The 25,539-nt window shown below is 68.7% G+C and carries 20 protein-coding genes; 14 read left to right on the top strand and 6 right to left on the bottom strand.

The features are described from left to right. Window positions 1-63: 63 nt before the first annotated feature. Window positions 64-1,782 carry an L-arabinonate dehydratase gene (gene araD / locus ACZ5ZX_RS37965; RefSeq protein ID WP_465506818.1) on the bottom strand — a complete coding sequence of 573 codons (1,719 nt, stop codon included), beginning with the start codon at window positions 1,780-1,782 and terminating at the stop codon, window positions 64-66. 35 nt (window positions 1,783-1,817) lie between these two features. Between araD and ACZ5ZX_RS37960 the strand changes: the two genes are divergently transcribed. Genes ACZ5ZX_RS37960 through ACZ5ZX_RS37950 form a run of 3 tightly spaced genes read left to right on the top strand, consistent with a single transcriptional unit; the run spans window position 1,818 to window position 3,991 of the window. Beyond that, a complete protein-coding gene (locus ACZ5ZX_RS37960) occupies window positions 1,818-2,474 on the top strand; it encodes a GntR family transcriptional regulator (RefSeq protein ID WP_465506817.1) in 657 nt (218 codons plus the stop codon). A gap of 2 nt (window positions 2,475-2,476) precedes the next feature. Beyond that, window positions 2,477-2,980, top strand: a complete 504-nt coding sequence (locus ACZ5ZX_RS37955) for a metallophosphoesterase family protein (protein ID WP_465506816.1) — start codon at window positions 2,477-2,479, stop codon at window positions 2,978-2,980. 18 nt (window positions 2,981-2,998) lie between these two features. Further along, the gene (locus ACZ5ZX_RS37950) at window positions 2,999-3,991 is read left to right on the top strand and encodes a PHP domain-containing protein (protein ID WP_465506815.1); all 993 of its coding nucleotides are present in this window, start codon (window positions 2,999-3,001) and stop codon (window positions 3,989-3,991) included. A gap of 111 nt (window positions 3,992-4,102) precedes the next feature. Here the strand turns inward: ACZ5ZX_RS37950 and ACZ5ZX_RS37945 are convergent, their stop codons facing one another. The 3 genes from ACZ5ZX_RS37945 to ACZ5ZX_RS37935 form a co-directional block, all read right to left on the bottom strand. Next, the gene (locus ACZ5ZX_RS37945) at window positions 4,103-4,954 is read right to left on the bottom strand and encodes a chitosanase (RefSeq protein ID WP_465506814.1); all 852 of its coding nucleotides are present in this window, start codon (window positions 4,952-4,954) and stop codon (window positions 4,103-4,105) included. 616 nt (window positions 4,955-5,570) lie between these two features. Beyond that, window positions 5,571-6,737: a saccharopine dehydrogenase family protein gene (locus tag ACZ5ZX_RS37940; RefSeq protein WP_465506813.1), complete on the bottom strand. Its 1,167-nt coding sequence runs from the start codon at window positions 6,735-6,737 to the stop codon at window positions 5,571-5,573. 20 nt (window positions 6,738-6,757) lie between these two features. Next, the gene (locus tag ACZ5ZX_RS37935) at window positions 6,758-7,408 is read right to left on the bottom strand and encodes a GOLPH3/VPS74 family protein (RefSeq protein ID WP_465506812.1); all 651 of its coding nucleotides are present in this window, start codon (window positions 7,406-7,408) and stop codon (window positions 6,758-6,760) included. A 191-nt stretch (window positions 7,409-7,599) separates the two neighbouring features. On the opposite strand from ACZ5ZX_RS37935, the gene ACZ5ZX_RS37930 reads away from it, so the two are divergent. From ACZ5ZX_RS37930 to hrpA, 5 genes are all read left to right on the top strand, one after another. Continuing rightward, the gene (locus ACZ5ZX_RS37930) at window positions 7,600-9,090 is read left to right on the top strand and encodes an APC family permease (RefSeq protein ID WP_465506811.1); all 1,491 of its coding nucleotides are present in this window, start codon (window positions 7,600-7,602) and stop codon (window positions 9,088-9,090) included. A 70-nt stretch (window positions 9,091-9,160) separates the two neighbouring features. After that, window positions 9,161-9,472, top strand: a complete 312-nt coding sequence (locus tag ACZ5ZX_RS37925) for a hypothetical protein (protein WP_465506810.1) — start codon at window positions 9,161-9,163, stop codon at window positions 9,470-9,472. A gap of 40 nt (window positions 9,473-9,512) precedes the next feature. Next, on the top strand, window positions 9,513-10,721 hold the full coding sequence (locus tag ACZ5ZX_RS37920; RefSeq protein ID WP_465506809.1) for a cation:proton antiporter: 1,209 nt from the start codon (window positions 9,513-9,515) through the stop codon (window positions 10,719-10,721). Window positions 10,722-10,734: 13 nt separating this feature from the next. Then, window positions 10,735-11,898, top strand: a complete 1,164-nt coding sequence (locus ACZ5ZX_RS37915) for a lactate 2-monooxygenase (RefSeq protein WP_465506808.1) — start codon at window positions 10,735-10,737, stop codon at window positions 11,896-11,898. Window positions 11,899-11,967: 69 nt separating this feature from the next. Further along, entirely contained in the window at window positions 11,968-15,849 is a 3,882-nt protein-coding gene (gene hrpA / locus ACZ5ZX_RS37910; RefSeq protein WP_465506807.1) for an ATP-dependent RNA helicase HrpA, read from the top strand. A 112-nt stretch (window positions 15,850-15,961) separates the two neighbouring features. Here the strand turns inward: hrpA and ACZ5ZX_RS37905 are convergent, their stop codons facing one another. Beyond that, window positions 15,962-17,662, bottom strand: coding sequence for a bifunctional 3'-5' exonuclease/DNA polymerase (locus ACZ5ZX_RS37905; protein ID WP_465506806.1), 1,701 nt, complete (start codon window positions 17,660-17,662; stop codon window positions 15,962-15,964). A gap of 154 nt (window positions 17,663-17,816) precedes the next feature. Between ACZ5ZX_RS37905 and ACZ5ZX_RS37900 the strand changes: the two genes are divergently transcribed. After that, window positions 17,817-19,454 carry an acyl-CoA synthetase gene (locus ACZ5ZX_RS37900; RefSeq protein ID WP_465506805.1) on the top strand — a complete coding sequence of 546 codons (1,638 nt, stop codon included), beginning with the start codon at window positions 17,817-17,819 and terminating at the stop codon, window positions 19,452-19,454. A 7-nt stretch (window positions 19,455-19,461) separates the two neighbouring features. On the opposite strand, the gene ACZ5ZX_RS37895 is transcribed toward ACZ5ZX_RS37900, so the two are convergent. Then, the gene (locus tag ACZ5ZX_RS37895; RefSeq protein ID WP_465506804.1) at window positions 19,462-20,421 is read right to left on the bottom strand and encodes a hypothetical protein; all 960 of its coding nucleotides are present in this window, start codon (window positions 20,419-20,421) and stop codon (window positions 19,462-19,464) included. Window positions 20,422-20,683: 262 nt separating this feature from the next. Between ACZ5ZX_RS37895 and ACZ5ZX_RS37890 the strand changes: the two genes are divergently transcribed. The 5 genes from ACZ5ZX_RS37890 to ACZ5ZX_RS37870 all read left to right on the top strand — a co-directional run bounded on the left by ACZ5ZX_RS37890 (window position 20,684) and on the right by ACZ5ZX_RS37870 (window position 25,432). Next, the gene (locus ACZ5ZX_RS37890) at window positions 20,684-21,934 is read left to right on the top strand and encodes a S8 family peptidase (RefSeq protein WP_465506803.1); all 1,251 of its coding nucleotides are present in this window, start codon (window positions 20,684-20,686) and stop codon (window positions 21,932-21,934) included. 99 nt (window positions 21,935-22,033) lie between these two features. Next, the gene (locus tag ACZ5ZX_RS37885; protein ID WP_465506802.1) at window positions 22,034-22,786 is read left to right on the top strand and encodes an SDR family oxidoreductase; all 753 of its coding nucleotides are present in this window, start codon (window positions 22,034-22,036) and stop codon (window positions 22,784-22,786) included. Beyond that, complete coding sequence (locus ACZ5ZX_RS37880; protein ID WP_465506801.1) at window positions 22,783-23,847, top strand: phosphotransferase family protein; 1,065 nt, start codon at window positions 22,783-22,785, stop codon at window positions 23,845-23,847. The genes ACZ5ZX_RS37885 and ACZ5ZX_RS37880 overlap by 4 nt, the downstream gene beginning before the upstream one ends. Beyond that, the gene (locus ACZ5ZX_RS37875; protein ID WP_465506800.1) at window positions 23,848-24,504 is read left to right on the top strand and encodes a histidine phosphatase family protein; all 657 of its coding nucleotides are present in this window, start codon (window positions 23,848-23,850) and stop codon (window positions 24,502-24,504) included. 10 nt (window positions 24,505-24,514) lie between these two features. Continuing rightward, entirely contained in the window at window positions 24,515-25,432 is a 918-nt protein-coding gene (locus tag ACZ5ZX_RS37870; protein WP_465506799.1) for an SMP-30/gluconolactonase/LRE family protein, read from the top strand. Window positions 25,433-25,539: the final 107 nt, after the last annotated feature.

Raw genomic sequence — 25,539 nt, 5'->3', positions numbered from 1 at the left:
ACGGGGCGCCGTTTGTCGGCTTGCAACTCGCCCGGTCGGGTGAGCGGCCGCTCGGCCCCTTGATCACTGGGCGTCAGGCTCGGGGTTGTCACCCACTCGGGCGAGGAAATCGAAGTCGCATCCTTCGTCGGCTTGCGTGATGTGTTCGGTGTACAACGCGCCGTAACCCCGTTCGTAGCGCGGTGCGGGTGGCGTCCACTGTGCCCGGCGGCGGTCGAGTTCCTCGTCGTCGACATCGAGGCTGAGCCGCCGGGACGGGACGTCCAAAGTGATCCGATCGCCGTCCCGGACCAAGGCGAGCGGTCCGCCGGCGTGGGACTCCGGTGCGACGTGCAGGACGCAGGCGCCGTAGCTGGTCCCGCTCATCCGGGCGTCGGAAACGCGGACCATGTCCCGCACTCCCTTGGCCAGCAGGTGATCGGGCAGCGGCAGCATCCCGTATTCGGGCATGCCGGGGCCGCCGAGCGGGCCGGATCCGCGCAGCACCAGCACGGAGTCCTCGGTGATGCCGAGCGCGGGATCGTTGATGCGCTTCTTCAGATCCTTGTAGTCCTCGAACACCACCGCGGGTCCACTGTGGACGAGCAGATGCGGTTCCGCGGCGATGTGCTTGATCACCGCTCCCGAGGGTGCCAGATTGCCGCGCAGCACCGCGACGCCTCCTTCGGCGGCGACAGGGTTGTCGCGGGGGCGGATGACGTCGTCGTTGTGCACCCGCGCCGTTTCCAGTGTCTCGCCGAGGGTTCGCCCGGTGACGGTGACGCGATCGGTGTGCAGCAGGTCGGTCAGCCGGGAGAGCAGACCGGGCAGCCCGCCCGCGTAGTAGAAGTCCTCCATCAGCCAGTCGCCGCCGGGCCGGACGTTCGCCAGTACCGGGACCCGGCGCGCGATCACGTCGAAATCGTCGATGGACAGCGGGATCCGCCCTCGGCCGGCCATCGCGATCAGGTGGATGACGGCGTTGGTGGACCCGCCGAGCGCCAGCACGGTGGTGATCGCGTCGGCGTACGCGCGTTCGTCGAGGATCTTCGTGATGGTGAGGTCCTCCCACACCATCTCCACGACACGCGCGCCGCTCGCCGCCGCCATCCGGTGGTGCGCCGAATCGACCGCCGGGATGGACGCCGCGCCGGGCAGGCTCAGGCCGAGCACTTCGGCGACCGACATCATCGTCGAGGCGGTGCCCATCGTCATGCAGGTGCCGGGGGAGCGGGCGAGCCCACGCTCCAATTCGGACAGTTCCTCGTCGCCGATCAGCCCGGCCCGCTTGTCGTCCCAGTACTTCCACATGTCGGTGCCGCTGCCGAGGACCTCGTTCCGCCAGTGCCCGCGCAACATCGGCCCGGCCGGCACGAAGATGGCGGGAAGGCCCGCGCTCGCCGCGCCCATCAGCAACGCCGGTGTGGTCTTGTCGCAGCCGCCCATGAGGACGGCGCCGTCGATCGGGTAGGACCGCAGGATCTCTTCGGTCTCCATCGACAGCAGGTTGCGGTACAACATCGGCGTCGGTTTCTGGAAGGTCTCCGACAGCGTCGCGACCGGGAACTCCAGCGGGAAACCGCCTGCCTGCCACACCCCGCGTTTCACCTGTTCGGCGCGCTCGCGCAGGTGCATGTGGCAGGGATTGATGTCGCTCCAGGTGTTGAGGATCGCGATGACGGGCTTCCCGAGGTGCTCCTCCGGGTTGTAGCCGAGTTGCCTGCTCCGGGCCCGGTGGCTGAAACCGCGTAGTTCGTCGCCGCCGAACCAGCGGTGGCTGCGGAGTTCCTCAGGGTCTCTCATGACCACGAGTATGACATCTAATATATGATTACCCCATGTCATCGACCTTCAGCCTGCCCGCCTCGCGTACCGAAGTGGTACTCGAGGAGATCCGCCGCGGCATCCTCACCCGTGAGTTGAAGCCCGGCCAGCCGCTGGTCGAAGCCGAACTCGCGGCCCGGCTCGGGGTGTCGAAGACGCCGGTCCGCGAGGCGCTCAAGGTGCTGTCGAACTCGGGCCTGGTCACTTTCAGCCCGTACAAGGGCGCCTCGGTGTGCGTGGTGGACGCGGAACTGGCGAAGTCGGTCTACGACGTCCGCATGGTGCTGGAGCCCGAGGCCGTGCGCCGATCGGTGGAACGCCGCTCGCCGGAGCTGCTCGAAGACGCCGCCGAGGCGCTGAAGGAGGCCTCGGCGGCGCTCTCGGACAAGGACCAGGCCGCGCTCAGCCTGCTCAACCGCCGCTTCCACCGCGCGCTCTACAGCGGCTGCGGCAATCCGCTGATGGTCTCGATGCTCGACGACCTCAGGGATCGGGCCGCGTTGATCAGCGTGGTCGGCTGGGAGGTCAATCCCAGCTGGCGCAAGGAATGGACCGAGCACAAGGCGGTGCTGGCCGCCGCGAAGAAGGGCGACGCCGAGGGAGCGGCCGCGCTGCTGCGCGCCCACATCGGTGACTTCCTGGACCGCGTCCTCGCGTCCATCGGGGAGTAGCCGTGCGCCTGGTGCTGATCGCCGACACGCATCTGCCGGTGCGCGCGAAAGTGTTGCCGGATCAGGTCTGGCGTGCGGTCGAAGCGGCGGACGTCGTCGTCCACGCCGGTGACTGGGTCGAGGTCGCCCTGCTCGACGAACTCGAAGCCCGCAGCGAGCGGCTGATCGGCGTCTACGGAAACAACGACGGCGAGGAGCTGCGGGAGCGGCTTCCCGAGGTCGCCAGAGCCGAACTCGGCGGTGTCCGGCTGGCCGTCGTCCACGAGACCGGCGGCAAACAGGGGCGCGAGCGCCGCTGCGACGAACTCTTCCCGGACACGGACGTCCTCGTGTTCGGGCACAGCCACATCCCGTGGGACACGGTCACGCCGAACGGGCTGCGGCTGCTGAATCCCGGTTCGCCGACGGACCGGCGCCGCCTGCCGTTCTGCACCTATCAGACCGCCGAGATCCGCGACGGCGAGTTGCGCGATGTCGCGCTGCATGAGCTGCCCTCTCGCCGCTGACCGGGTAGACAGGTAGCCATGGAACCGGCGCAGGCGTTGAGGGAGATCGCGTTCCGGCTGGAGCGCGCTGGCGAGCCGACCTACCGGGTGCGGGCCTTCCGGCAGGCGGCCTCGGTGATCGCCAAGGTCAAACCGGATGAACTGCGCAAACGCGCCGAGGCGGGCACACTGACCGCGTTGCCGAATATCGGCAAGGCGACCGCTGCCGTCGTCGAAGACGTGCTCGCCGGACGCCGTCCCGCGTATTTCGAGAAGATCGGCGAGCCGAAGCTGCCCGATGGCGGCCCGATGCGGGCGGCGCTGCGCGGCGACTGCCACACCCATTCGGATTGGTCCGACGGCGGGAGCCCGATCGAGGAGATGGCCGAGGCCGCCCGCGCGCTCGGCCACGAATGGATGGTGCTGACCGACCACTCGCCGCGGCTGACCGTCGCCAACGGTCTCTCGCCCGAGCGGCTGCGGCGGCAGATGGACGTCGTCGCGGAACTGAACGAGACGATGGCGCCGTTCCGGATCCTGCACGGCATCGAGGTCGACATCCACCTCGACGGCACGCTGGACCAGGAGGAAGAGTTGCTGGCGCGGCTGGACTTCGTCGTCGCGAGCGTGCATTCGAAGCTGCGGATGCCCGCGCGGGAAATGACCCCGCGGATGATCGCCGCCGTGCAGAATCCGCACGTCCGGGTGCTGGGGCACTGCACCGGACGGCTGGTGATGGGCGGCCGGGGAAAGCGGCCCGAGTCGGAGTTCGACGCCGAAGCGGTGTTCACCGCCTGCCGGGACAACGACGTCGCCGTCGAGATCAACTCGCGTCCCGAACGCCGGGACCCGCCGACCCGGTTGCTGAACCTGGCGGTGGATCTGGGCTGCGACTTCGCGATCGACAGCGACGCGCACGCGCCCGGCCAGCTGGACTGGCTGGCCTACGGCTGCGCACGGGCCAACGAGCTGGGGATCGAGCCGGACCGGGTGATCAACACGCGGACCGCTGAGGACCTGCTCGCCTCGTAAGAGGTAATACCCATAGGCCGAATGTGGCCCGATCATCCGGTCCGTGAAGGCCTCCTTGAGGGACTCTGAGTCCCTCAAGGAGGCCTTCACGGACCGGGCCTGGAACTCGCGCTAGCCGATCTCGTACGGGTCCCCGTACACCGCCCACTTCAGCGGGGTGTGCAGGTCGAGGTTGCCGTCGTTGAGCCACACCAGCTGCGCGGTGTCGATCCGCGAGGTGTCCGCGTGCGCCTCTTCCTGCTTCATGACCACGCGCCGCGCGTCGAGGAACGCCTTGAGATACGCCGTCTCGTCACCGCCCTGGGACGGCGGCTTGGCCGACTGGAGCGCGGCCGAGCGGATGCCGCCGAAGCTGTCCTGGCTGGTGCCCGGGCCGTGCATCACGATGGCGTCGTAATAGATGAATTGCCCCAGTGCGCCCAGACCGTCCGATTTCGCCTGATTCACCGCCGGGTCGAAATAGACGCGGTCGCGTTCGCTGTTCTGCGCCGCCTTGAAGTCCTCGCGACCGGCGGCTTCCCGCCAGGCGCTTTCGAAACCGCTGCCGAGGCCTTCGTGCGAATCGCTGCCGTCGACCTCGCGCAGCGCGGGGAGGTATTCCGCGAGCGGGTTGTCCGGAACCGAGTTCGTATAGCGCTCGACGAGTTCGAGCATGTCCCCGGTTCCTGAGCAGAACCCGATGATGCCGGCGGTGTACCCGCGTCCGTCACCGATGTCCTCGATGTAGGAGTACTGGGCTTTCCAGTCCAGGGAAGAGTTTTCCGCGCTGGAGACGATCTGCATCGCGATCTCCTTCTTCTCCGGTGAGGCGAGATCACCACCGGAGGCGAAGATCGACGCCGTCGCCGGGGCGGGCTCGGCGGACGCCGGTGAGGAGAGTGCGACGGGGCCGGAAACGGCGAGGGCGAGAACGGAGACCGCGCCGAGAGCGCGGCGCATCGCGGGCCGCAGGGCGTTACTCATGAAAGGTGTCCCTTTCCACAGAGAATTGTCATCTTCTGTCAGGTGTAACTGCGGCGTGCGCACACGATAACCACGGGTGACAGTTTCCGGCAAGGGGTGGGGTGAGGAAATCGCCGACCGAAGAGGCTCGCGCGGCAAGGCGGCGGTCCGTGAAGGCCTCCTTCCCTGCCTTGAGCGTCAGGGTTCCGGCAAAGTCGCATAAGTGCTGGTCGGCTGGACCTCTAGAGCGGGACAAGACGAACGCGTTGTGGTGGACGCGGCGGGAGCGGGCCCACGCAAGGGGCCTCACCCGGGTCCGGACTGTCCATAAGGGACACTTTCGAGACAAAAATGACCGATTTGGGCATCTTGCACGGTTTCGCGAGGGGGTCGTGAGTGGCGTTTCGTGTTCTAGCCCGAATCGCCACTCACGACCGGGCCGAGTCGGTGGTTTCGCGTGGCTGGATGGATGGCGCGTGTGATCAGACGGAGGACACGTGTGACTGGATGGATGACACGCGGGAGCGGCAGGTTTCGACACGCGTGTTCTCCGGTCACTCACGCGTGCTCTCCGTCGGATCACGCGTGTCGCCCGGTGGTAGGTACCTAAGACACAAGTGGCCCTCTCACGGAGCGGCTACAGGGTCGCGAAGCGCAGGCCGGCGTCGCTCAGCCTGTCGATCAGCGCCTGCCCCATCGCGGCCGCCGTGGTGACCTGCCCGGCCGTCTCCGGCAGCTCGTCCAGCGCCAGGCACAGCGCGGACTCGCCGAACATCTTCGCCGTCTCGCCGTAACCCGGGTCGCCGCCGGACACCTCGGTCACGACTCGTTCGCCGTCGCTCTCGGCGTGGAACCGCACGGAGAACCACGACCGCGCGCGACGGGCCTCGTCCGGGCCGCCGCCGGGTTTCAGCAAGTTCGACAGTGCCCGCCGCGCGGGTGGCACCTGAGCCGCCGCGAAGAGCAGGCCCATTCCGGCCGCGCCGGCGGCCACCACGGGAAGCCGTTTGACCGCCGCGAATTGCCGGTAGCCGAAATCGGGACCGTACGCCGGAAGCGCGGCGGCCGAGCGTTCGACGATCATCGGGTCGACGGTCGGCATCGGTACCGCCCAGAAACCGTCGGGATTGCGATGCGGTACCCCGAGAGAGGCACGCGCACGGCGGCCCGCCGGACGTGGTTCGGCCGCGGCGCGGTCCCGTGCGGCGCGGATACTCGCGGGCAGCCGGGAAAACGCCGTCAGCGCCGAGAGGAACGTGCCGCCCGACGGCATCCCGCCCGCGCGCGCGTATCCGTCGATCCGGACCGGTTTTCCTTGCGGCAGCTGGGAAATCGTGTACAGGACACCGAGGTCGTACGGAATCGAGTCGAAGCCGCACGCGTGCACCAGCCGGGCGCCGGTCTCCCTCGCCCTGGCGTGGTGGGCGAGGAACATCTTGTCGACGAACTCGGGCTCGCCGCACAGATCGATGTAGTCGGTCCCGGCTGCGGCGCACGCGGCGACCAGCGGCTCGCCATAGTGGACATACGGGCCGACAGTGGTGGCGACGACCTTCGTGGACTCCGCCACCTCCCGGAGCGAGTCCACGTCGGAGACATCGGCTCGCAGCAGCGGTAACCCGGCGAATTCTTCGTTGACCGAGAACAGCCTTTCCCGCAACGCTTCCAGCTTGCCGAGATCGCGCCCGGCCAGGGCGAGACGCAGACCGGGTGGCGCGGCCTTGGCGAGATATTCCGCGGTCAGGCCGCCGGTGAAGCCGGTCGCGCCGAACAGCACGACGTCGTGGTCACGTTCAGTCGGCATGACGCCAAGGCTACCGCCGGTCAGCGCCGGTCGCCGGTGTAGACGACGGCGGCGCAGACGGCGTCGACGCCCGTGATCAGGTCGGCCATCGCACGGGGGAGTTCCCGGTGGGTGGCCTCGGCCCAGGTCCGCAGGCCGGCGCGGTCGAGCTGCGGTTCGCAGAGGTCGTCGAGACCGACGGTCCAGGCCAGCAGCGCCAGGCACACCGAATGCGGATCCGGCTGTTCGGTGCCGAGTACGGCACCTCTGGCCTTGCTGCGCGCGGCTGTCGACATCAGCAGATCCCGCGGCGGGTACCGGTGGATCTTCCGCATCAGCACCCGTTCGGTCTCGCGGGTGACCACTCCCGCGGCGAGCAGCGTGCCCGCGACCGTTTCCCCGAGATCGTGGCGGAGGTGGTCGACCCATTCCCGCACGGTGTGCGATTCTCGCTCGCCGCGGATTTCCGAGAACACCCGATCCAGCGCGGGATGGGCGAGGCCGCGACGGGACAGCGGCCGGATTCGCTTGCGTTCCACGGTGATCCGCTCGGCGAGCAGGAGATCGCAGAGCGCGGAACCGGCCATTCCGATGCCGAGCCCGGTGCGGCGGAGCGCGGGTTTTCCGGTGAACTCGTCGTGGGCGAGGAAGAACAGGGAATCGACCAAAGTCAGCCGACGCATGAATGGCATGCCCTCCGGCGTCGTAGTGCGGACGGCCAAGGTAGCGGTAGCCGCCCGGCTCTCGCGACCCGAGGTCCGTTTTTAGCCTGAACGGACGTATCTCGCCGGGATGCCCGGCCCTAGGGTGGGATGGCTCTCGCAAGATCAAGAACGCGTATCGACGCGTTCGCCGCCAAACCGACGTCCGGGGGGACGGGTTCATGGGTACGCAAAGACCGCGGCGCGGTCTCGGTCGGCGACGGCTCGGAGCCGCACAGATCGTCTTCTTCGTGGTGGCCGCGGCGGGTCCGCTGTTCGCCATCGCCGGCGGCGTCCCGACGAACTTCGCGGTCACCGGCAGTGTCGGCGTGCCGCTGTCGTTCCTGCTGCTGGCACCGATCCTGGCCCTCTTCGCGGTCGGCTACGCGGCGATGAGCCGCTACATCACCAACGCCGGCGCCTTCTATCCCTACGTCGCCAACGGTGTCGGCAAATCCACCGGCGCCGGGATCGCGTTCGTGACGCTGATCACCTACAACGCCATCCAGATCAGCATCTACGGCCTCTTCGGGTGGTCGGTGTCGACCTGGCTGGGGACGCTCACCGGTTCACCACCGCCGTGGTGGCTGTGCGCGCTGGTGATGGTGGTGATCGTCGGCGCGCTCGGCGTGCTGCGGGTCGACCTCAACGCCAAGGTGCTCGGGGTGGCGCTGTGCCTGGAGGTCGCAGTCCTCATGATCGTCGACGTCACGCTGTTCGCGAATCCGGCCGGTGGCAGCGTTTCCTGGGTGCCGCTCGAACCGGCGAGCCTGTTCACCACGGGGGTCGGCGCGGTGTTCGCGTTCTCCGCCGCCGCGTTCATCGGCTTCGAAGGCGCGGCGACCTACGGCGAGGAGACGCGCGAGCCCAGCCGCACGGTCGGCCGGGCGACGTTCGCGGCGATCGGTCTCACGGCGGTGCTCTACGTCGTGTCGTCGTTCGCGCTGGCCGTGGGCGCCGGACCGGACGTCATCGTCACCAGCGCGGCGGCACAAGGGCCTGATCTGCTGTTCAATCTGGCTGGCGGGCATCTCGGCGACACGTTCTCCGACGTCGCCTACACCCTCTTCGTGACCGGCCAGTGCGCGGCGCTGCTGAGTTTCCACAACGCCGTCGCGCGGTACTTCTTCGCGCTGGGCCGGGAAGGGCTGCTGCCGCGCTCGCTCGCCAAGACGAGCAAGCGCACCGGCGCGCCGGTGGCCGGTTCGCTCACGCAGACCGCGCTCGCGCTGGTGGTGGTGGCCGCCTTCGCGCTCGCCGAACGCGATCCGGTCACCGAACTGTTCACCTGGCTCGGCGCGACGGCGTCGACGGGTGTCGTGGTGATCATGATCGCCGTCTCGCTTTCGGTGATCGGCTTCTTCAAACGGCGTCGTGGCGCCGAAAACGCCTGGCGCCGCTGGATCGCACCTGGGCTGGCGATCCTCGCGCTGTCGGCGGTCCTCGCGTTGATCCTGCTCAACTTCGACCTGCTGCTCGGCCCGGCGGGGACGTTCCTGCTGCGCTGGGGACTGCCGGGGCTCGTCGTCCTCGCGGCCTTGGCGGGTTTCCTGCGCGCGGAAGTGCTGCGGACGACCGATCCCGACACCTACGCCGGGATCGGTGGCCCGCTCGAAGAGGGGGACGACGAACGCGAACCCGCCGGTCTGGCGCCTGGGCATAGTCCTAAATAGACACTGCGGCACGCTCCGTGACGGATCCCTCGTCGATTTGTCTATAAAGGACTGGTAAAGTAGCGGTCAGATGACGACGAACCGTGCCCCCGCCCCACGGCACCGTTCCGTCTTCTTTCTCTTGATCTTGCTCGTTTTCGCCTTCGTCACACCGACCGTTCCCCCTGGGCATGCCGGTGTCACGGAGGACGATCCGGTCGCCGTCTTCGCGACCCATCCGCTGCCCGCCTTCCATGGCGCGCAAGCCGTTCCCCTCGTCGACGTGCCCGCCGAAACGGCGACCGTCGACCTCTCCGACGCCGGACCCGCCCCTGAGCCGGGCGAACCCGTCGTCGTCACCCGCGCGCTGCCCCGTGCCGCCGCGCGGGCACCTCCGCGCTGATCCGGTCTTCGTCCCGAATCAGCCACCATCGGAGGTCTCCATGAGTTCCGGTCATGCCCTGCTGGCCGTCGGCGGGGCGTTCCTCGCCGCCGGCGTGATCGCCAGAGCGGGCGCCCGCATCGGGCTGCCGACCATCCCCCTGTTCATGCTGGCCGGTTTCGTCTTCGGCCCCAACACCCCCGGACTGTCCCTTGTGGACGATCCGAGCGAGCTCGGTGTGCTCGCCGGGCTCGGTCTCGTCTTCCTTCTGTTCTACCTCGGCCTGGAGTTCTCACTCGACGACCTCGCCAAGGGCGGGCGCAAACTCGTCTGGTCCGGGCTGATCTACCTGATCCTCAACATCGGCGGCGGGCTCGCCTTCGGCTTCCTGCTCGGCTGGGGTACCAGGGAAGCGCTGGTCATCGCCGGTGCCATCGGCATCTCGTCGTCGGCGATCGTCACGAAGCTCCTGCTCGAATCGCGCCGGATGAACAACCCCGAATCCCGGCTGATCATGGGCATCATCGTGATCGAGGACCTGTTCCTGGCGCTGTACCTGGCGTTGCTGCAGCCGGTGTTGTCCGGAGCCGGGAGTTTCGGCTCGGCCATGGCCGACTTCGGCAAGGCCTTCGCCTTCCTGGTCGTGATGGCCGCGCTCGCCCGCTGGGGTGGACGCGTGGTGTCGAAACTGTTCGGCTCGGCCGACGACGAACTGCTGACCGTCTGCTTCGTCGGTGTCGCCGTCATGGGCGCCGCCGTCGCCGAGGAGGTCGGGGTGTCCGACGCCATCGGCGCGTTCATGGTCGGCATGATGCTCGGCGGCTCGAAGGTAGCGCCGCGGATCCACAAACTGGTGCTCCCGCTGCGCGACGCGTTCGGCGCGCTGTTCTTCTTCATCTTCGGGCTCAGCATCGACCCGAACGCGGTCGGCTCGGTGGTCGTGCCGGTGCTGATCGCCGTGGCGCTGACGATCGTGGTGAACCTGGGCGCGGGCGCGCTGGCCGCCCGGCTGCACGGCTTCGACCGGCAGGCCGGGGTCAACATCGGGCTGACCGTGCTCACCAGGGGTGAGTTCTCCCTGGTGCTCGCCGCGATGGCGACGGCGGCCGGACTGGACTCGCGGGTCGCGCCGTTCGTCGCGGGATACGTGCTGCTGCTGGCCGTGATCGGTCCAGTCGCGGTCATCCGCTCGGAGAAACTCACCTGGTTGCTACCGGCGGGTATCGTCCGAGGCTCGACCCGCCGCGACGAGCCGGTCAGGGCGACATGACGAGGAGGCCTGGGTGACGGAGCGGTTCGGCGGCTACCAGAACGAGATCTACCTGCAGGGGCTCGGCGGGACCTTCCCGCCGTGCTCCACCGACGCCACGAAGCTGGAGGAGTCGGCGCGGGAGCTCCTGGAGCCGGGGCCGTTCTGGTACGTCGCGGGTTCGGCCGGTTCGGGCGCCACCGCGCGCGCCAACCGGGAGGCGTTCGACCGCTGGCGGCTGGTGCCCCGGATGCTCACCGGCGCGACCGAACGCGATCTGTCCACGACCGTGCTGGGGACGCCGATGCCGGCGCCGGTGCTGCTGGCGCCGGTCGGTGTCCAGTCGATCGTGCACGAGGGTGCCGAACCGGCGGCCGCGCGCGCCGCGGCGTCGGTCGGCCTGCCCTACATCATGTCGACGGCGTCCTCGACCAGCATCGAGGACGTCGCCGAGGCGAGCGGGGAAGGGCAACGGTGGTTCCAGCTGTACCGGCCCACCGACAACGACGTCTGCGCGAGCATCCTGGCGCGGGCGAAGGCCGCGGGGTTCACCACCCTCGTGGTCACGCTCGACACCTGGACCCTCGCGTGGCGCCCGAACGACCTCGACCACGCGTATCTGCCGTTCATCAAGGGTGAGGGGCTCGGCGTCCCGCTCAGCGACCCGGTGTTCCGCGGCCTGCTGGAGAAGACGCCGGAGGAGGACCCGCCCACCGCGATCCTGCGCTGGATCTCGATGATCACCGGCACCGACAGCACCTGGGACCGGCTGCCGTTCCTGCGTGAGCACTGGGACGGTCCGATCGTGCTCAAGGGCGTCCAGCATCCCGACGACGCGCGCCGCGCGCTCGACGCCGGGATGGACGGGATCGTCGTGTCCAACCACGGCGGCCGCCAGGTCGACGGCGCCGTCGCCTCGCTCGACATGCTCCCCGAGGTCGTCAGCGCGGTCGGCGACCGGATCGAGGTCCTGTTCGACTCGGGCATCCGGACCGGCGCCGACATCGCCAAGGCGCTCGCGCTCGGGGCGAAGGCCGTGCTGGTGGGGCGGCCGTGGGTGTACGGCCTCGCGCACGCGGGGGAAGACGGCGTCCGGCACGTGCTGCGTAGCCTGCTCGCCGACCTCGACCTGACCATGGGCCTGTCCGGGCACCGGACCCTGGCCGACCTCACCCCGGGGTCGCTCATCCGCTCCTGACCAGCTGGATGTCGCCTCCGGCATATTCGGAGGCCCTGATCGTCACGCACGGCTATCCTGGTGCCGGTCATGGCTGCTCAACCTTCCCCGCTCGGCGCCCTGCGCGCTCGCCTGCCCGAACTGATGTCGCGCGACGAGCACCGCCTCCGGCGCCGGCTCGACGGTGCCCGGAAAGCGCGGAACGCCGAGTCGATCGCCGCACAGATCGAGGCCGACATCGAGGCCGCCGAACTGCGGATCACCCGACGGCGCGACAACGTCCCGAAGATCACGTTCCCCGAAGAGCTGCCCGTCAGCCGGCGCAAGGACGAGATCGCCGACGCCATCCGCGACCACCAGGTGGTGATCGTCGCGGGGGAGACCGGTTCCGGTAAGACGACCCAGCTGCCGAAGATCTGCCTCGAACTCGGCCGCGGCATCCGGGGCCAGATCGGGCATACGCAGCCGAGGCGGCTGGCCGCGCGCACGGTCGCCGACCGGATCGCCTCCGAGCTGAACACCGAACTCGGCGAGGCCGTCGGCTACAAGGTGCGGTTCACCGACCACTCCGGCCAGGACACCCTGGTCAAGCTGATGACCGACGGCATCCTGCTCGCCGAGATCCAGACCGACCGGATGCTGCGGCAATACGACACGCTGATCATCGACGAGGCGCACGAGCGCAGCCTCAACATCGACTTCATCCTCGGGTACGTCAAGCAGCTCCTGCCACGCCGCCCCGACCTCAAGGTGATCATCACCTCGGCGACGATCGACCCGGAGCGGTTCTCCAAGCACTTCGACGACGCCCCGATCGTCGAGGTCTCCGGCCGGACGTATCCGGTCGAGGTCCGCTACCGGCCGATCATCGACCCCGACGATCCGGACGCCGACCAAGATCGCGATCAGACGCAGGCCATCTGCGACGCCGTCGACGAACTCCAGCACGAGGGGCCGGGCGACATCCTGGTCTTCCTCTCCGGCGAGCGGGAGATCCGCGACACCGCGGACGCACTGTCCAAACAGGACCTCAGGAACACCGAGATCCTCCCGCTGTACGCGCGGCTCTCGTCGTCGGACCAGCATCGCGTCTTCCAGCGGCACACCGGGCGCCGCGTCGTCCTCGCCACGAACGTCGCCGAGACGTCGCTGACCGTGCCGGGGATCAAATACGTCATCGACCCCGGCACCGCGCGGATCTCGCGCTACAGCCATCGCACCAAGGTCCAGCGCCTGCCGATCGAGCCGGTCTCTCAGGCGTCCGCGAACCAGCGCAAGGGCCGCTGTGGCCGTACCTCCGACGGTATCTGCATCCGGCTGTACTCCGAAGACGATTTCGACGCCCGGCCCGAGTTCACCGATCCGGAGATCCTGCGGACCAACCTCGCGTCGGTCATCCTGCAGATGACCTCGCTCGGCCTCGGCGACATCGCGGCGTTCCCCTTCGTGGAGCCGCCGGACCGCCGTCAGGTCACCGACGGTGTCCAGTTGCTGCAGGAACTCGGCGCCTTCGACATGTCGGACGGCAAGAAGCTCACCGAAACCGGCCGCAAACTCGCCCTGCTCCCGGTCGACCCGCGGATGGCGCGGATGGTGCTGGAGGCCGCACGCAACGGCTGCGTCCGCGAAGTGATGATCATCGCCGCCGCACTGTCCATTCAGGACCCACGTGAGCGTCCGGCGGAGAAGCAGCAGGCGGCGGACGAGAAGCACGCGCGGTTCGCCGACAAGACGTCCGACTTCCTGGCGTACCTGAACCTGTGGGAATACGTCAGTGAGCAGCAGAAGGCGTTGTCCACCAACCAGTTCCGCCGGTTGTGCCGCAACGAGTACCTGAACTACCTGCGCATCCGTGAGTGGCAGGACATCTTCAGCCAGCTGCGTCAGCTGGCCAAACCGCTCGGCATCACTCTCAACACCTCCGGCCCGGCCGATCCGCAACGCGTGCACACGTCGCTGATCGCCGGGCTGCTTTCGCATGTGGGGCTCAAGGATCCGGCCAAGGGCGACTACCTCGGCGCGCGCGGGGCGCGGTTCTCGGTGTTCCCGGGTTCGGCGCTGTTCAAGAAGCAGCCGCGGTTCGTGATGTCGGCCGAACTGGTCGAGACGTCGCGCCTGTGGGGCCGGGTCAACGCGCGGATCGAGCCGGAATGGGTCGAACCGCTCGCCGGGCACGTCGTGAAGCGGAACTACTCCGAGCCGCATTGGGAACGCAAGCAGGGCGCGGTGATGGCCCTGGAAAAGGTGACCCTGTACGGGGTGCCACTGGTCGCCGACCGCCGCGTCAACTACGGCCGGATCGACCCGGAACTGAGCCGAGAGCTGTTCATCCGGCACGCGCTGGTGGAAGGCGACTGGGAGACCAGGCACCACTTCTTCCGTGAGAACCGCGCGCTGCTCGACGAGGTCGAGGACCTGGAGAACCGGGCGCGCCGCCGCGACATCCTGGTCGATGACGAGACGCTGTTCGAGTTCTACGACCAGCGCGTCCCGGCTGACGTCGTCTCGGCGCGGCATTTCGACAGCTGGTGGAAGAAGGCCCGCCACACCGAACCCGACCTGCTGAGCTTCGAGAAGACGATGCTCATCAACGAGACCGCGGGCGGCGTGCGCGAGGCCGACTACCCCGATTTCTGGACTCAGGGCAGCCAGACCTTCAAGCTCACGTACCAATTCGAGCCGGGCGCGGACGCGGACGGCGTCACCGTGCACATCCCGCTGCCGGTGCTGAACCAGGTCACCGCGGACGGTTTCGACTGGCAGGTCCCCGGCCTGCGCGAAGAACTGGTGACGCAGCTGATCAAGTCGCTGCCCAAGGCGATCCGGCGCAACTTCGTACCGGCGCCCGACCACGCGAAGCTCGTCCTGTCGCGGGTCGGCCCCGCCGACGGCCCGCTGCTGCACGCCGTCGCGGACGAACTGGAGGCGCTGCGCGGGGTCACGATCCCGGACGACTCCTGGCAGCTGTCCTCGGTACCCGAGCATCTGAAGATGACCTTCCGCGTCGTGGACGTCCGCGGCAAGAAGGTGTCCGAGGGCAAGGACATCGAGGCGCTCAAACGAGACCTGAGCGGCCAGGTGCGCGCGACGATCTCCAAGGCCGCCGACAGCATCGAGCGCGAGGGCCTTACGACGCCCGCGTTCGGCGAGCTGCCGAAGGTGTTCGCGAGCAAACAGCGCGGGCACGACGTCAAGGCGTATCCGGCGCTGGTCGACGAAGGCGGCACCGTCGCGGTGCGGCTGCTGGACACGCCGGGGCAGCAGGAACAGTCGATGTGGGCGGGTACGCGGCGGATGCTGCGGCTGAACCTGCCGTCGCCGATGAAGTTCATCACCCGCAACCTCGGCAATTCGTCGAAACTCGTGCTGAACCGCAATCCGCACGGCTCCGTGGCGGCGCTGCTCGAAGACTGCGTCGACTGCGCCGTGGACAAACTCGTGGCCGACAACGGCGGCCCGCGCTGGGACGAAGCCGGTTTCGCCGCGCTGCTGGAGAAGGTGCGCGCCGGGCTGAACCCCGGAGTGCTCGACGTGCTGACCAACGTCGAGAAGATCCTGCGCGCGGCCAACGACGTCGAGACCCGGCTGGCGGACACCCGAGGCCCGGCCGATTCGCTGGCTGATATCCGGGCGCAGCTGGACGGCTTGGTGCACAAGGGTTTCGTGACCGAAACCGGGCAAGACAGGCTGAAGCACGTCGTCCGGTACCTGCGCGGGATCGAACGACGGCTGGAGAAACTCGCGACCGAGCCGACCCGCGACATCCAGCGGACCGGTGACATCGCGTGGCTCCGGAACGAGTACCAGGCGGCGCTCGACGCGGTGCCGCCGGGCACCTCGTCACCCGCGCTGCGGGAGATCCGGTGGATGATCGAGGAACTGCGGGTGAGTTTCTTCGCCCAGACGCTCGGTACCGCGCACCCCGTCTCCCTGAAGCGCGTCATCAAGGCACTGGACGACGCCGCCTCCTGACGCGCGTGTTCTCCGTCCAATCACGCGTGTTCGCCATCTGATCACGCGTGTTCTCCGCTCAAGCGGGGAAACACGTGATTGGGTGGAGAACACACGTGATTGGGTGGAGAACTCACTTGGCGTCGGCATAGGTGTCCACGGCCGCGATGTGCAGCGGGAACCGGACCGGGCAGGCGGCGCCGAACAGCATCCGCGCCGCCTCGGTCATGCTGTCCACAATGGACTGCGACACCTCGTCGGCGAACTCGGCCGGGGTGTGCACCAGCACCTCGTCGTGCTGGAAGAACACCAGATGAGCGGGGGAGGGAAGTTTTCCGCGCAGGGTGGCCAGCAGGACGGCGGTCATGTCCGCGGCGCTCGCCTGCACGACGAAGTTCCGGGTGAACCGGCCCCAGCCGCGCGACGCCTGACGTGCCTTGGTCTCGGCGGCTTCGTCCTCGGCGACACCGCCGGTCAGCGCGCGCCAGGCCTCCGACGGCGCGGGTGAGGTGCGGCCCAGCCGGGAGCGGACGCGCTCGCCGCGCTCCCCGGCCTGCGCGGCACGCTCCACATAGGACACCGCGTCCGGGAACCTGGTCCGCAGCAGGGCCAGCAGCGGTCCCGCCTCGCCGGAGGTGCCGCCGTACATCGCCGAAAGCATCGCGATCTTGGCGCGGTCGCGATCGTCCCTGTCGTCCCAGGCGGGCACCGGAACCCGGCGCACGCCGGAGAACATCGCCTCGGCGAGGCTCGCGTACAGATCCGTGGCCGCCGCGACCTCGGCCAGCTTGCGGTCCCCGGACAACGCCGTCAGCACCCGCGGCTCCAGCTGGGCGGCGTCGGCGACCACCAGTTTCCAGCCAGGATCGGCGCGGACGCAGGTCCGCAGGATCTTCGGGATCTGCAGCGCGCCACCGCCCCGGCTCGCCCACCGTCCCGAGACGACCCCGCCGACGACGTAATGCGGGCGGAACCGGCCGTCGTGCACCCACTCGTCGAGCCAGGCCCAGCCGTTGGCGGAATGCAGCCGCGCGAGTTCCTTGTACTCCAGCAGGGGTGGCACGGCAGGGTGGTCGATGTCGCGCAGCAGGTACTTCCTCGCCGAAGTGACCTCGATGCCCTCGCGGCCGAGCGCCCGGACGACGCTGGCCGGGGCGTCCGGGTTGACCGGGCGCCCGCCGAACGCGTCGCTGATCTTCGCCGCCAGCTCCACCAGCCGCTTCGGCCGGTGTCCGGCGGGAACGCGGGGCCCGAGCTGGTCGGCGAGCAGTTCGAGGTGCAGGTCGGCCCGCCACGGCAGCCCGTCGGCCGACATCTCCGCGGCCGCCAGCGCGCTCGCCGACTCCGCCGCGAAGAGCAGCCGAAGCCGCTCCGGATGTTCGGTGCGCGCGACGCGCTTCTCCTGCTCGGCCAGCACGAGACGGGCTGCGTCGACCACGGTGACGCCGGAGGGCAGCCGCGGCCCGCGCGTCTCGAACAGGGTCGGCTGGTCGTCCTCGGCCCAGAGTGGCGGCTCGTCGGCGGGCGCCTCCTCCCCATTCGCCCTGGCCAGCGCCCCGCGCAGGCTCCGCGATTCCCGCGGGCGGCCTTCGTGCGCCAGCAACAGGCCCTCGACCAGTTCCAGGTCGTGACACCGCCGCACCCGGACGCCGGCCTTGATCAGCGCCGGGTACGTCCGCTCGACCGACGGGAACACCCAACGGGGTGAATGCTCCGCCTCCAGCCCGCGTACTTCGTCGACGAACCGCGCCGGCGTCAAGCCACGGCGCGGCGGCTGCCCGGGAATCGAGATCGCGAAGTCGCCATCCTCCTCTTGACCTGCGATCGCCTGCACGTTGCCATTGTGCTAGTTCCGACCGACATTTCTGTCACCAGAGGGCTAGTGCGCCTGGACTAACGGTCGGCTACTGTCGAGTAGCAACCCCATACCGCCGGTACGCGAAGACGGCGGGATGGCGTCTCGCCGCAGCAGCAACGGAGGTGCCCGGATGAGAAACCCCACCGGCCTCGCCACCTTGGTGGCGGGCAAGGTGACCGAGACCGTGCGCAGCATCGACGTGATGCGCCAAGCGGGCCTGCTCCCGATCCCACGGGTCGACGAGGGGCTGCGTTCGCTGGTCATGGTGCGGAAGTGGGGTCCGTTCGCCGGCGCGAACATGATCGCCGCCCGCCGGGACCCGACCGCGACGGGCATCATCGACGAACTCGGCCCGCTGACCTTCAAGCAGCTCGACACCCAGTCGAACGCGCTGGCCAGGGCGTGGTCCGAACGCGGCCTCGGCCCGGGTTCGGTGATCGCCGCGCTGTGCCGCGACCACCGCGGGCTCGTGCTGACGATGCTCGCCTCGGGCAAACTCGGCGCCAAGCTGCTCCTGATGAACACCGGGTTCGCCAAACCGCAGCTCGCGGACGTCGCGAAGCGCGAAGGCGTCACCGCGCTCGTGTACGACCAGGAGTTCACCGATCTGCTGGACGCGGTCGAGGGCGACGTCGACCACTACCTCGCGTGGGTCGATTCGGACGCCGAGCTTTCCGGGCACAAGATCCCGATCGTCACCGAGCTGGTCGCCAGCACCGACGACCGGCCGTGGCCGGCGCCCGCCAAACCGGGCGGGTTCATCCTCCTGACCAGCGGCACCACCGGGACGCCGAAGGGCGCGCCCCGGCCGCACACCTCCGCGCTCGCCTCGGCGCAGTTCCTCGACCGCATCCCGCTCCGGACCGGCGAAGCGACCTACATGGGCGCGCCGCTGTTCCACGGCACCGGGTTGTCGCAGTTCATTCTGTCCTTCGCGCTCGGCTCGAAGGTCGTCATGCGGCGCAAGTTCGTGCCGGAGGAGACGCTGCGCGGGGTGGCGGAGAACCGCTGCACCACGCTGGTCCTCGTGCCGACGATGCTGCAGCGGATCGTCGACCTGCCCGAAGAGGTCCGCGCCAAGTACGACACCTCGTGCCTGCGGATCATCTTCGTCGCGGGCTCCGCGCTGTCCCCGGATCTGGGCAACCGCGCGACCGCCGCGTTCGGCGACGTCGTGCACAACCTCTACGGCTCGACCGAGGTCGCGGTCGCCACCGTCGCGACGCCCGAAGACTGGCGCAAGGCGCCGGGAACGGTCGGCCGCGCGCCGGTGGGCTGCAAGGTCGCGCTGTACGACGAGAAGGGCGGCAAGATCACCGAGCCGCACGTCACCGGCCGGGTGTTCGTCGGCAGCGGGTTGAGTTTCCAGGGCTACACCGACGGGCGGAACAAGGAGATCATCGACGGGCTGCTCTCCAGTGGCGACGTCGGCCATTTCGACGAGGACGGCCTGCTGTTCATCGACGGTCGTGACGACGAAATGATCGTCTCCGGCGGTGAGAACGTCTTCCCCATCGAGGTGGAGAACCTCCTGGTCGAGCGCGAGGACGTGATCGAGGCCGCGGTCGTCGGCGTCGACGACCCCGAGTTCGGGCAGCGGCTGAAGGCTTTCGTCGTGCGGGCCGAGAAGTCGGATCTGGACGTCGAGGGAGTGCGCGAGTACGTCAAGGCCAACCTCGCCCGGTACAAGGTGCCGCGCGACGTCGAGTTCCTCGACGAGCTGCCGCGCAACGCGACCGGGAAGGTGTTGCGCAACAAGCTGCACTGACCTCTGTTCAGTACTCCCAGTCGATGCCGAAGACCCCGGGACCGAAGTCGAGAGCGACGGCGTGGACGCCGTTGTTCTGATCGAGCTTCAGGTCCCGGCGGTCCGGCGGCGCGGATCCCCTGGCGAGGCCCGAGGGTCCGTGAGCGGTGTACTGCCAGCATCTCGCCGGAAGGGTGTCCGGGTCGAAGCGGACCTCCAGCAGGTACTCCCGCACAGGACGCCGGAACTCGCGGTAATGCGTGTTCCGGCATTCCGGATACGGCGGCCCGGGGTTGGTCAGGGAGTACTCGATCAGGTGAGTCTCGCCGCGGTCGATCGGCCGGTCGAAGAGCAGTTCGGCCACCGTGAGCCCGTGCTCGTCGTCGACTTCGGCGCGGCCGACGTGGCAGTTGCGCAGCGTGTTCAGCACCGGTGGCCCGGCATCGGGGTCACCTTGGGCGTAGACCAGCAGCCAGCGGTCCTGCCCGTCCGCGCCTGCCTGGAACACCGCCCTGGCGGTCACCGCGCGTTGCCCGCCGTCCGCGGCGATCTCGCACAGATCGTGCAGGCCGACTAGTTTCAGCTGATGGTGTTGTTCGAGCGCGTTGGGCGCGCCGACCTTCTCCAACAGGGCCTGGAGCGCTTCGAGCGGGAAGGTCAGCGGCTGGTCGGTGGTGGCGCGGCTCCGGCGCGACGACGCCCCGCGAGGCCGTGGCGGCGGGAGCAGGCTGAGCAGCGAACCGGCGGGTACCGCCAGTACCTCTTCGAGTACCCGGACCGCGGAGAGTGAGCTCTGCCGTTCCGGCTGGCGTTTGCCCGATTGCCAGTAGCTCAGCGCGGTCACGCTCACCGACGCGCCGCGCGCGAGGAGCCGGGCTTGGATACGGTCGAGGCTGAGCCCGCTCGTGGCGATGGCCGATCGCAACGTCGCGGCGAAGGCCGTAGGCGGCTGGTCGTCATCTTCCGTGATCGCGCTCCCCGCCACCATATGCCGCCCGACCGCCCCCGTCTGCCGCTTCTCGACACCGTCCGGTTGATAACAACACGAATAACATTATCAGTCTGCGGTAACGCTCCGGTGGCGCTGTCTGCCTGGTGAAAACGACTTTCCGGACGAGCGGCATTAGTCCTTATGGCCTAGTACTGGTAACTGTGAATCATTGCCCGCCCACCAGCGCACCGGCTTGCATGGCTCTCAGCAACGATCATCCTCCCGGGTGATCGCCCGTGGCGCGGCAGGAAGGGAACCAGTGAGCAAGTCCCGGAAGAACCTGAAGTCCCGAAAGACCCGGAGTGGCTTGATGGCGGGGGTCGCCCTCGCCGGGGTGACCGCGGCGGTCGCCACGTTCGGCGCGGGTGCGGCACAGGCCGAGCAGCAGGGCGAAATCCGCGACGCGGGGGTGGCCAACGCCGTCGGCGGCAGCTACATCGTCGTGCTCAAGCCCACCGCGGTCGGTCAGGGTGTGGCCGCGGCGAGCGAGATCACCGCCAACGTCGCAGCCAAGGCGCAGGGCCTCACCGGTCAGTACGGCACCACGCTTTCCCGCACGTTCGGTTCGGCGCTGAACGGCTTCTCGATCAAGGCCGACGAGGCCGCCGCGAAGCGTCTCGCCGCCGACCCGCAGGTCGCCTACGTCGTCCAGAACAAGACGTTCAAGATCAGCGAGACCCAGGACAACCCGCCGTCGTGGGGCCTCGACCGCGTCGACCAGGCGGATCTGCCGCTCGACACCAAGTACACCTACCCGACGAAGGCCGACAACGTCACCGCCTACGTCATCGACACCGGTGTCCGCGGCTCGCACAAGGACTTCGGTGACCGCGCGACCGGCGGCAAGGACTTCGTCGACAACGACGACACCCCCAACGACGAGCACGGTCACGGCACGCACGTGGCCGGCACCATCGGCGGCACCGAGCACGGCCTGGCCAAGGGCGTGAAGATCGTCGGCGTCCGCGTGCTGGACGCCAACGGCAGCGGCACCACCGAGGGTGTCGTCGCCGGTGTCGACTGGGTCGCGGCGAACGCCAAGGGCCCGTCGGTCGCCAACATGAGCCTGGGCGGCGGCGCGGACGACGCCCTGGACGCGGCGGTCAAGGGCGCCATCGACAAGGGCGTGACCTTCGCGCTCGCGGCGGGCAACGAGTCCTCCGACGCCGGTACCACTTCGCCCGCCCGGGTGAAGGAGGCCATCACGGTGGCCGCCAGCGACAAGACCGACAAGCAGGCCAGCTTCTCGAACTACGGTTCGGTCGTCGACCTCTACGCCCCGGGTGTCGACATCACCTCCTCGTGGGGGACCGGTGACGACGCCACGAACACCATCAGTGGTACCTCGATGGCTTCGCCGCACGTCGCCGGTGCTGCCGCGCTCTACCTCTCGGCCCACCCTGACGCCACCCCGGCCCAGGTCGCCGAAGGCCTGGTCGCCGCGGCCGCCGACGGCAAGATCAGCAACCCGACCGGGGGCACGGCGAACAAGCTGCTCCAGGTGAAGTAAGGCCCTCTCGACAGGCTGCCCCCGGCGAACCCCAGGCGCCGGGGGCAGCCCCCTGTCCGAGGGGCGCCGGACTTGTTACCAACGGGTAAGCTCCAGCCCATGGTGCTGCGGAAGAACATCCTGATCACCGGGGCGAGCTCCGGACTCGGCGAAGGAATGGCCAGGCAGTACGCCGCCAGGGGCCGCAATCTGGCACTGGCCGCGCGGCGGCTGGACAGGCTCGACACCCTCGCCGCGGAGCTCAAGAAGGCTTACCCGGGCATCACCGTGGTCACCCGGAAGCTGGACGTGAACGATCACGACCAGGTCTTCACCGTCTTCGAGGAGTTTCGCGAGGAGCTCGGCTCCCTCGACCGCGTGATCGTGAACGCGGGACTCGGCAAGGGGCAGCCCATCGGCTCCGGCCGGTTCGACGCCAACCGCCAGACCCTCCAGACCAACTTCCTGGCGGCGGCCGCCCAGATCGAGGCCGCCGTGGGCATCTTCCGCAAGCAGAAGGATGGCCACCTCGTGGTCGTTTCCTCGTTCTCCGCGCTGCGCGCCTTCCCCGGAAACCTGACCGCGTACGCCGCTTCGAAGGCGGGCATCTGGGCGTTCGCCGAGGGCACCCGGATCGAACTGATGAAGACGCCGATCAAGGTCACCACGTTGCTGCCCGGGTTCATCGAATCGGAGATGAACGAGGACATCTCGAAGGTCCCGCTCGGCACGAAGGCCGGGCCCGGCGCGCAGGCGATGGTGAAGGCGATCGAATCCGAGGGAGCGAAGGCGTTCGTGCCGTCGTGGCCGTGGGGTGTGCTCGCGAGAGTGTTCCGGTTCATCCCCGCGTCGGTGCTGAAGAAGTTCGCATGACGCTGGCCCCCGACAAGACCGTCGAGGTGCGGGGCGAGGACTCGTTCGATCCCGCCGCGGTGCACACCTGGCTGGCCGACCGGGTGCCAGGACTCGGCGACGTGCCGCCCGAGGTCCGGCAGTTTCCGGGCGGTGCCTCGAATCTGACGTATCTGCTGAGCTATCCCGGCCGGGAGCTGATCCTGCGGCGCCCGCCCGCCGGGCACAAGGCCGCGTCCGCGCACGACATGCGTCGCGAGTTCCGGGTCCAGCAGGGTCTGCGGCCGGTCTTCCCCTACGTGCCCGAGGTGCTCGCCTTCTGCGACGACGAAACCGTGCTGGGCGGCGATTTCTACGTGATGGAGCGGCTGGAAGGCCTGATCCTGCGCGGAGATCTGCCCGCAGGACTCGAGCTTTCCCCGGAGCAGGCGAGCGAGCTGTGCGGCAAGGTCGTCGACAGGCTGGTGGAGTTGCACGCCGTCGACGTCGAGGCCGCCGGGCTGGCCGACCTCGGCAAGGGGGTGGGCTACGTCGAGCGTCAGGTGCGCGGCTGGTCCGAGCGGTTCCGCAAGGCGCGGACGGAGAACGTCCCCGACTGCGCCGAAGTGATGGCCTGGCTGGCGGAGAACCAGCCGTCCGAGGTCAAGATCTGCTTGATCCACAACGATTACCGGCTCGACAATCTGGTGCTCGACGACGATCTCGGCATCATCGGCGTCCTCGACTGGGAGATGGCCACCCTCGGCGATCCGCTGATGGAACTGGGCAGCACACTCGCGTACTGGGTACAGGCCGATGACGACGACGTGATGAAGCTCAGCCGTCGCCAGCCGACGCACGTGCCCGGGATGTACACGCGTGAGGAGTTCGTGCGGCGGTACGCGGAGCGGTCCGGTCTCGAGATCGGCGACTGGACGTTCTACGAGGTGTACGGCCTGTTCCGGCTCGCGGTGGTGATACAGCAGATCTACTTTCGTTTCCACAATGGACAGACGAGCAATCCGGCCTTCAAGGATCTGTGGCGGTTCGTCGGCTATCTCGACGGACGCTGCCGCCGGATCATCGCGAAGGGAGGCGTGTAAATGGGTGCGATCTACCTGGTCCGCCACGGTCAGGCGTCCTTCGGCGCGGAGAACTACGACCAGCTCTCGCCGCGCGGGTTCGAACAGTCCACTGTGGTCGGTGCGGAACTGCTGCGGCGCGGCGTCGAGTTCACCCAGGCACGCTCTGGATCCCTGGCCCGCCAACGGGATACGGCAGCGACGGCGTTGAAGGTGCTCGGTTCCGGGATCGCCGTCGTCGAGGACGAGCGCTGGAACGAGTACGACCACGTCGACATCGCGAAGTATCACGCCGCCGGGGTGCAGCAGACCGATTCGCGGGCTTATCAGGCCGCTTTGGACGGTGCGCTGAACGCGTGGGTCGAGGCGGGGGAGAACAGCCCGTGCGCCGAAACCTGGCCCGCGTTCCTGGCGCGGGTCAAGGGCGCGCTGGCCGATGTCGTGGCGTCACTGGGCAAGGGTGAGCACGCCGTCGTGTTCAGTTCCGGCGGGGTCATCGCCACGGTCTGCGGCGCGCTCATGGGCACGCCGGAGGCCGGGCTGCTGAAACTGAACCGGGTCACCGTGAACGCGGGCATCACCAAACTGGTGTCCGGCCGCGGCGGGGTGACCATGCTGTCGTTCAACGAACATCCGCATTTCGAGGCGGAAGCCGCGGAACTGCTCACCTACCGCTAGGAGGAACGCGATGCCGTTCGGCAAGGTCACGGTCGTCCCGGTGAACGGGCACGGTCCCGAAGACGTCGTGGTCGACGACCAGGGGCACGTCTACACCGGCGTCGACGATGGGCGCATCCTCCGCCTCACACCGGACGGTAAGCGGATCGACGTCCTCGGCGACACCGGCGGACGTCCGCTCGGGCTGGAGTTCTACGGCGACGATCTCCTGATCTGCGACGCCAAGGCCGGTCTGCTCACCATGCCGCTCGCGGGTGGTTCCGTGACGACCCTGGCGACGGCCGCCGCCGGACTCGATTTCGTGTTCTGCAACAACGCCGCCGTGGCGAAGGACGGGACGGTGTACTTCACCGATTCGTCCCGGCGTTTCGGCATCGAGAACTGGCGAGACGATCTGATCGAGCAGACCGGCGGCGGACGTCTCCTGCGGCGGACCCCGGACGGCAAGATCGACCAGCTGGCCGACGGTTTCCAGTTCGCCAACGGCGTCGCGCTGCCACCCGACGAGTCCTATGTGGCCGTCGCGGAGACCGGCGCCTGCCGGGTCGCTCGCCTCTGGCTCACCGGCGACCGCGCCGGAACCCGTGACGTGCTGGTCGACGATCTGTGGGGCTACCCCGACAACATCTCGACCGGCAGTGACGGGCTGATCTGGATCACCGTGGCGAGTCCGAAGGTGCCCGCGCTTTCCTTGGTGCGCAAGCTTCCCGCGCCGCTGCGGGCCGGTGTCCGCGCGCTGCCGACGGCGCTGCAGCCCGCACCCGCGCGCGAGTGCGGCGTGCGCGGGGTGACGCCGGAGGGGAAGCTGGTGCACGAACTGCGCGGGGAGATCGACGGGTTCCACGTGCTCGTCGGCGTCCGCGAACGGGCCGGGACACTGTACTTCGGCTCGCTGGAGGACAACGCGATCGCCGTGACGACGGTCTGAGAGGCGTTGGTCGAGTTGGTCGTGAGTGGCGATTAGGGGTGTTAACCCCAAAGCCCCACACCCACCGCAGTAGCCACCCCGCGCCGCCCCCACAGTACCGGGCGCAA

Source organism: Amycolatopsis sp. NPDC033938 (genome assembly GCF_055575975.1).
Note: the sequence above shows the minus strand (reverse complement) of the source record. Positions and strands in the feature narration are given on the sequence as shown.

Bases quoted from the DNA above. Each gene is read 5' to 3' on its own strand.
- araD (WP_465506818.1), bottom strand. From the start codon at position 1,782: ATGAGAGACCCTGAGGAACTCCGCAGCCACCGCTGGTTCGGCGGCGAC.
- ACZ5ZX_RS37960 (WP_465506817.1), top strand. From the start codon at position 1,818: ATGTCATCGACCTTCAGCCTGCCCGCCTCGCGTACCGAAGTGGTACTC.
- ACZ5ZX_RS37950 (WP_465506815.1), top strand. From the start codon at position 2,999: ATGGAACCGGCGCAGGCGTTGAGGGAGATCGCGTTCCGGCTGGAGCGC.
- ACZ5ZX_RS37945 (WP_465506814.1), bottom strand. From the start codon at position 4,954: ATGAGTAACGCCCTGCGGCCCGCGATGCGCCGCGCTCTCGGCGCGGTC.
- ACZ5ZX_RS37940 (WP_465506813.1), bottom strand. From the start codon at position 6,737: ATGCCGACTGAACGTGACCACGACGTCGTGCTGTTCGGCGCGACCGGC.
- ACZ5ZX_RS37935 (WP_465506812.1), bottom strand. From the start codon at position 7,408: ATGCCATTCATGCGTCGGCTGACTTTGGTCGATTCCCTGTTCTTCCTC.
- ACZ5ZX_RS37930 (WP_465506811.1), top strand. From the start codon at position 7,600: ATGGGTACGCAAAGACCGCGGCGCGGTCTCGGTCGGCGACGGCTCGGA.
- ACZ5ZX_RS37925 (WP_465506810.1), top strand. From the start codon at position 9,161: ATGACGACGAACCGTGCCCCCGCCCCACGGCACCGTTCCGTCTTCTTT.
- ACZ5ZX_RS37920 (WP_465506809.1), top strand. From the start codon at position 9,513: ATGAGTTCCGGTCATGCCCTGCTGGCCGTCGGCGGGGCGTTCCTCGCC.
- hrpA (WP_465506807.1), top strand. From the start codon at position 11,968: ATGGCTGCTCAACCTTCCCCGCTCGGCGCCCTGCGCGCTCGCCTGCCC.
- ACZ5ZX_RS37900 (WP_465506805.1), top strand. From the start codon at position 17,817: ATGAGAAACCCCACCGGCCTCGCCACCTTGGTGGCGGGCAAGGTGACC.
- ACZ5ZX_RS37895 (WP_465506804.1), bottom strand. From the start codon at position 20,421: ATGGTGGCGGGGAGCGCGATCACGGAAGATGACGACCAGCCGCCTACG.
- ACZ5ZX_RS37885 (WP_465506802.1), top strand. From the start codon at position 22,034: ATGGTGCTGCGGAAGAACATCCTGATCACCGGGGCGAGCTCCGGACTC.
- ACZ5ZX_RS37880 (WP_465506801.1), top strand. From the start codon at position 22,783: ATGACGCTGGCCCCCGACAAGACCGTCGAGGTGCGGGGCGAGGACTCG.
- ACZ5ZX_RS37875 (WP_465506800.1), top strand. From the start codon at position 23,848: ATGGGTGCGATCTACCTGGTCCGCCACGGTCAGGCGTCCTTCGGCGCG.
- ACZ5ZX_RS37870 (WP_465506799.1), top strand. From the start codon at position 24,515: ATGCCGTTCGGCAAGGTCACGGTCGTCCCGGTGAACGGGCACGGTCCC.